The 4895-nt window shown below is 70.4% G+C and carries 4 protein-coding genes and 1 rRNA gene; all 5 read left to right on the forward strand.

Annotated elements, in window-relative coordinates:
• Positions 1 to 26 precede the first annotated feature (26 nt).
• Positions 27 to 143, forward strand: a 5S ribosomal RNA gene (gene rrf / locus NYZ98_RS41055).
• A gap of 317 nt (positions 144 to 460) precedes the next feature.
• Positions 461 to 1783 (forward strand): bifunctional folylpolyglutamate synthase/dihydrofolate synthase, encoded by a 1323-nt coding sequence (locus NYZ98_RS41060; protein ID WP_262850939.1) that lies wholly within the window; start codon positions 461 to 463, stop codon positions 1781 to 1783.
• Positions 1784 to 1868: 85 nt separating this feature from the next.
• Positions 1869 to 2204: a DUF4233 domain-containing protein gene (locus NYZ98_RS41065; RefSeq protein WP_262850941.1), complete on the forward strand. Its 336-nt coding sequence runs from the start codon at positions 1869 to 1871 to the stop codon at positions 2202 to 2204.
• A 17-nt stretch (positions 2205 to 2221) separates the two neighbouring features.
• A complete protein-coding gene (locus tag NYZ98_RS41070; RefSeq protein ID WP_262850943.1) occupies positions 2222 to 4021 on the forward strand; it encodes a hypothetical protein in 1800 nt (599 codons plus the stop codon).
• Between the two features lie 265 nt (positions 4022 to 4286).
• Entirely contained in the window at positions 4287 to 4727 is a 441-nt protein-coding gene (ndk, locus tag NYZ98_RS41075) for a nucleoside-diphosphate kinase (RefSeq protein WP_262850946.1), read from the forward strand.
• Positions 4728 to 4895: the final 168 nt, after the last annotated feature.

Consider the following 4895-nt stretch of genomic DNA (forward strand, 5'->3'; position numbering starts at 1 on the left):
GCCTGTGGTTGTGTGTTTCATGGGGTTACGGCGGTCATGGCGGAAGGGAAACACCCGGTTACATTCCGAACCCGGAAGTTAAGCCTTCCAGCGCCGATGGTACTGCACCGGGGACGGTGTGGGAGAGTAGGACGCCGCCGGACAAAACTTAACAATATGTGTGTGTAGGTAAGGGCCGCCCACGATTGTGGGCGGCCCTTCCTGCGTTTACCAGGCCATCCACCATGTGGGTGGCCTTTTCGCGTTCACGGGGGCCATTCGCGGTGTGGGTGGCTTTTCGCGTTCACGGGGCGATTCGCGGTGTGGGTGGCCTTTTGTGTTTGGGGGAATTGGCGGGGAGGGTTTGCCGGGGTCTCGTGGGGCTGCTGGTTGTTTGGGGTCGGCGGCTTATTTCGTGTGGTCGTGGGGGTGCGGGCGGGTGGTGGCACGGGGCGGGTGCGCTGGTAAGTAGGCTTCAGGGGTGGAATATCAGGCGGTCGAAAAGGCGATCTTGCAGCGAGGTGTGGAGTGGGACATCGATCCCACCCTGGACCGGATCAACGTCCTGATGGATCTGCTGGGCCAGCCTCAGCGGTCCTATCCGGTCGTCCACATCACCGGCACCAACGGCAAGACGAGCACCGCCCGTATGGTCGACAGCCTCCTGCGCGAGCGCAACCTCCGCGTGGGCCGGTTCACCAGCCCGCACCTCAGCTCCATGCGTGAGCGGATCACCATCGACGGCGAACCGCTCTCCGAGGACCGTTTCGTCGAGGTCTACGAGGACGTCCACCCCTATCTCGAGCTGATCGACCAGCAGCAGGGCCGGCTGTCGTTCTTCGAGACGCTCACGGCCATGGCCTTCGCGGCCTTCGCGGACGCGCCCGTCGACGTCGCGGTCATCGAGGTCGGAATGGGCGGCACCTGGGACTCGACCAACGTCGCCGAGGGCGCCGTGGCCGTCATCACCCCCATCTCCCTTGACCACGTGGACTATCTGGGCCCCGACATCGAGACCATCGCGCGCGAGAAGTCCGGCATCATCAAGCCGGGGGCGACCGCGATCATCGCCCAGCAGCCGCTGGCGGCCGCCGAGGTCCTGCTCCGGCACGCGGCCGAGACGGGTGTCACGGTCGCCAGGGAAGGGCTGGAGTTCGGCGTCACGCAGCGGGAGATCGCCCTGGGCGGCCAGCTCCTGCGGCTGCAGGGTCTCAAGGGCGTATACGAGGACGTGTATCTCCCGCTCTTCGGTGAGCATCAGGCCGGCAACGCCTCCTGCGCGCTCGCCGCGGTCGAGGCCCTCACCGGGGGTGACGACCCCCTGGACATCGAGCTCGTACGACGGGCGTTCGCGCAGGTGACCTCGCCCGGCAGGCTGGAGGTCGTGCGCCGCGGGCCGACGGTGGTCGTGGACGCCGCTCACAATCCGGGTGCGATGGAGTCGGTGGTCCAGGCACTGGACGAGTCCTTCGGGTTCAGCAGGCTCGTGACCGTGATCGCGGTGATGGCCGACAAGGACGTGGTCGGCGTCCTGGAGCTCCTGGAGCCGGTCGTGGAGGAGCTCGTCGTCACCAGGAACTCCTCTCCTCGCTCCATGGATCCCGAGGAGCTCGCCGCGCTGGCCGAAGGCATCTTCGGCGGCGACCGCGTCCACCAGGCCGCGAGGATCGACGACGCGATCGACATCGCCCTCGGCCTGGCCGAGGAGACCGGCGAGGCCGTCGGCGCCGGGGTGCTGATCACGGGTTCGGTCGTCACGGTCGCCGACGCCCGCATGCTGCTGAAGGCGACGGGCGGCCGATGAGGGAGCCGGCGCACGCCCGCCACCGGGCCGGTGGGATGGGCGGGAGAGGGTCCGAGTCGGGCATGGGTGTCAGAGGAGCGCTGGCGTGAACATCACCGTCACTCCGGGTATGCGGCGCCTGTGCGCCAGCGTGCTCGGCATGGAGGCCATCGTGCTGGGCCTGATCACGCCCGTGGCCATCATGGTCAACCATGTCGCGCCCAGCGTCGCCGTCACCGTCGGCATAGGGCTCGCGGTGGCGTGTGTGCTGGTCGCGGGCCTGCTCAAGCGGCCGTTCGCCTACATCGCGGGCAGCGTGCTGCAGGTGTTCGCCATCGCCACGGGCTTCCTCGTCCCCATGATGTTCTTCCTCGGCGTCATCTTCGCCGCGCTTTGGGTGACGGCCATTTTCGTCGCTCGTCGTGTCGAGGGCGTGACTTAACGCTAAAGTCTGCGAGTATGGCCGTCCCCCCAATCCAGGCCGCAGGCCTCGCGAGTCTAGGCAGGGTCAACCGCCTGCCCCTGGTACTCGACGTGATCGTCGGGCTACTCACCGCGCTCGCCGTTCCGCTGGCGATCGTCGCCATCCCCAACACCATCTCCGTGGTGTCCGCGCTGCTTCCGCCCGAGATCGCGGGGGTGGGCATCCTGAGGGCCCACGGGCTGGCGCTGCCCGTGATGCTGTGCGCCGTGCCGCTGGCCGCGGCGGCGTTGAGACGGTCCCCACCGGCGCCGATCCTGGTGGCAGGGCTGGCGCTTCTCGCCCTGGCCGACGTGGCCGGCGGGTTCGCCGGGTCGACGCTGGCCGTCGGCGCGCTGCGGGTGCTGCACGGCGTCGGTGCCGGCCTGCTCATCCCGGCGACGTTCGCCGCGGCCTGGGAGCGGCCCGGCACGGCCCGGGGCGTCCTGGTGCCCATCTGGGCGGGTGCGCTGGCCGCGGGCCTCCTCGGGGCGCAGGCGCTGGCCCTGTGGCCGCTCGACGAGGTGACGTCGTGGCGCGTGACCCTGCAGCCGTACCCGCTGCTGACCGGTGTGGCGCTCGCCCTCGCCGCCGCCTACTTCATGCTTTCGCGGGCCGCCAGGGACGGGGTCGTCGCGCGTCGTCCGGAGGCTTTCCCGGCCGGGCGCCGGCAACTGGTGCTCGCCGGTGGTTCGGCGGCCGGCGTCGCCGTCCTGGCCTTCGGGACCACGTTCAACTGGCCGTCGGGGCTGATCGTCGCCGCCGCCTCCGTGGCGGTGCTCGTGCTGCTGGTGATGGCGGCCGTGGCGCGGGCGGAGGGGCCGGGCGCCCGAGTGCTGGCGTTCGTCATGGTGGCCGTCGGCCTCGTGGTGCTGCCCACCGCAGCGCAGGTCACCTATGTGGAGCTCGGCGGCCTCGGCGGGCCCGGGCTTTCGGGGATGTGGATCCCCTTCGTGCTCGCCGGGGTGATCGCGGTCGCCGCCGCGCTGATGGCGGCGAGGGCGGGCGGGGCGCTCGTGCCCAGGCTCGTCGTGGGCGGGCTGGTGACCATGGTCGTGGGGTTGTGCGCGGTGCGCCTCTTCGTCCCCGAGGCTTCGGGGACGCCGCTGATCGTGCCGTTCACGCTCCTGACGGCCGGCGCGGCCGTGGCGGTGACGTCGGCCCTCCGGGGCACGAGCTTGAACGCCGCCCTGTTCGGGGTGTCCCTCGGCTTCCCTGCGGTCCTCAGTGGCTTCCTGCTCGGCACGGGCATCCAGGTCGGCCGGCTGCGGGCGGTCAGTACGTCTGGGAAGGTCACCTCGCAGGCCATGGTCGACGGGTTCGTCGGCGCCCTGCACATCTGGGCGCTGGTCGCGGGTTTCGCCGTCGTCATCGTGCTGGCGCTGGGCGCGGTGCTCGCCCGCCGGGTCCCTGAGCCGGCCCTGGCGGGTACGGACGCGCTCGGCACCGCTCGCTCGGCGCGTCACGGTACCCCTGGGTTCGCGGCCGCCTGGGAGGATCCTCCAGAGGCCAGAGATCCGTACTCGGTGGACGGCGCGCGGCACGACCCCGTAGGTGAAATGTACGGCGTGCGGCACGACCCCGTAGGTGAAGAGGATTCGTACCCGCCGGGCCGCGGGCGGACCTATCGAGCAGGTGGCACGGAGCCGATCTCCGCAGGTGGCGGGGAGCGGCATCCTGGTGACGACCGCCCGTATGCCGAGGGTCCCGACACCTCGATCATCCCGGTCGTCCCACCCCCCACCCAGTCCCCCGAAGCGACTCCCGGCCCGAACGGCCCCGGCCCCACCACCCGGTGACCCCGGGTCGCTCCTGGTGCGGGTGATGGCGGTCCGCCTGGTCGGGGGCCTTGGAGTCGCGCCTGCGCGGGGTGTGGCGAGGTCGGCCGCTCGGTGACCCGATCTCAAGTGTGGTGCGAGTAGTGAGGACTGGCGGCGGATGGCCTGGTTCCAGCGGGGTCTGGCGGCGGGTGGTCTTGAGGTCATTCTGGTGGGGACTTCGGGGGGGTCGTTGGCCGGTAAGCTGCGCACACGCTTCCCCTCTTGCCGGCATGTCGCGCGCGACATGCCGGCGATCACAACAAAGGAGATACCCGTGTCCGAGCGCACGCTTGTCCTGATCAAGCCCGACGGTGTCCGCCGCGGCCTCATCGGTGACGTGATCGCCCGCGTGGAGCGCAAGGGTCTCAAGGTCGTGGCCATGGATCTCCGCACGCTGGACGCCGAGACCGCCAAGGCCCACTACGCCGAGCACGCCGAGAAGCCGTTCTTCGGGGAGCTCGTCGAGTTCATCACCTCCGGCGCCCTGGTCGCGATGGTCCTCGAGGGCCATCGCGCGGTGGAGGCCTTCCGTGCCCTCGCCGGCGCCACCGACCCGGTGAAGTCGGCCCCCGGCACGATCCGCGGCGACCACGCCCTGGAGATCGGCGAGAACATCGTCCACGGGTCCGACTCGCCCGAGTCCGCGGCTCGCGAGATCAAGATCTTCTTCCCCGACCGGTTCTGACCGGTACGCGTTGACGACAACCGGCCGGTGGCCCCGGCCGGACCTGCCGCCCAACGCCGTAGACCTGAAAGGCCCTGGCGCGCTCCGATGCGCCGGGGCCTGACGCGTTTCCAGAGCCTGGTACCGCCTGGAAGAGATCCTCCGTGGGACAGGGCGGGGGTGGGGGGT

Source organism: Sphaerisporangium corydalis (assembly GCF_025506355.1).
Taxonomy (GTDB): Bacteria; Actinomycetota; Actinomycetes; order Streptosporangiales; family Streptosporangiaceae; genus Sphaerisporangium; species Sphaerisporangium corydalis.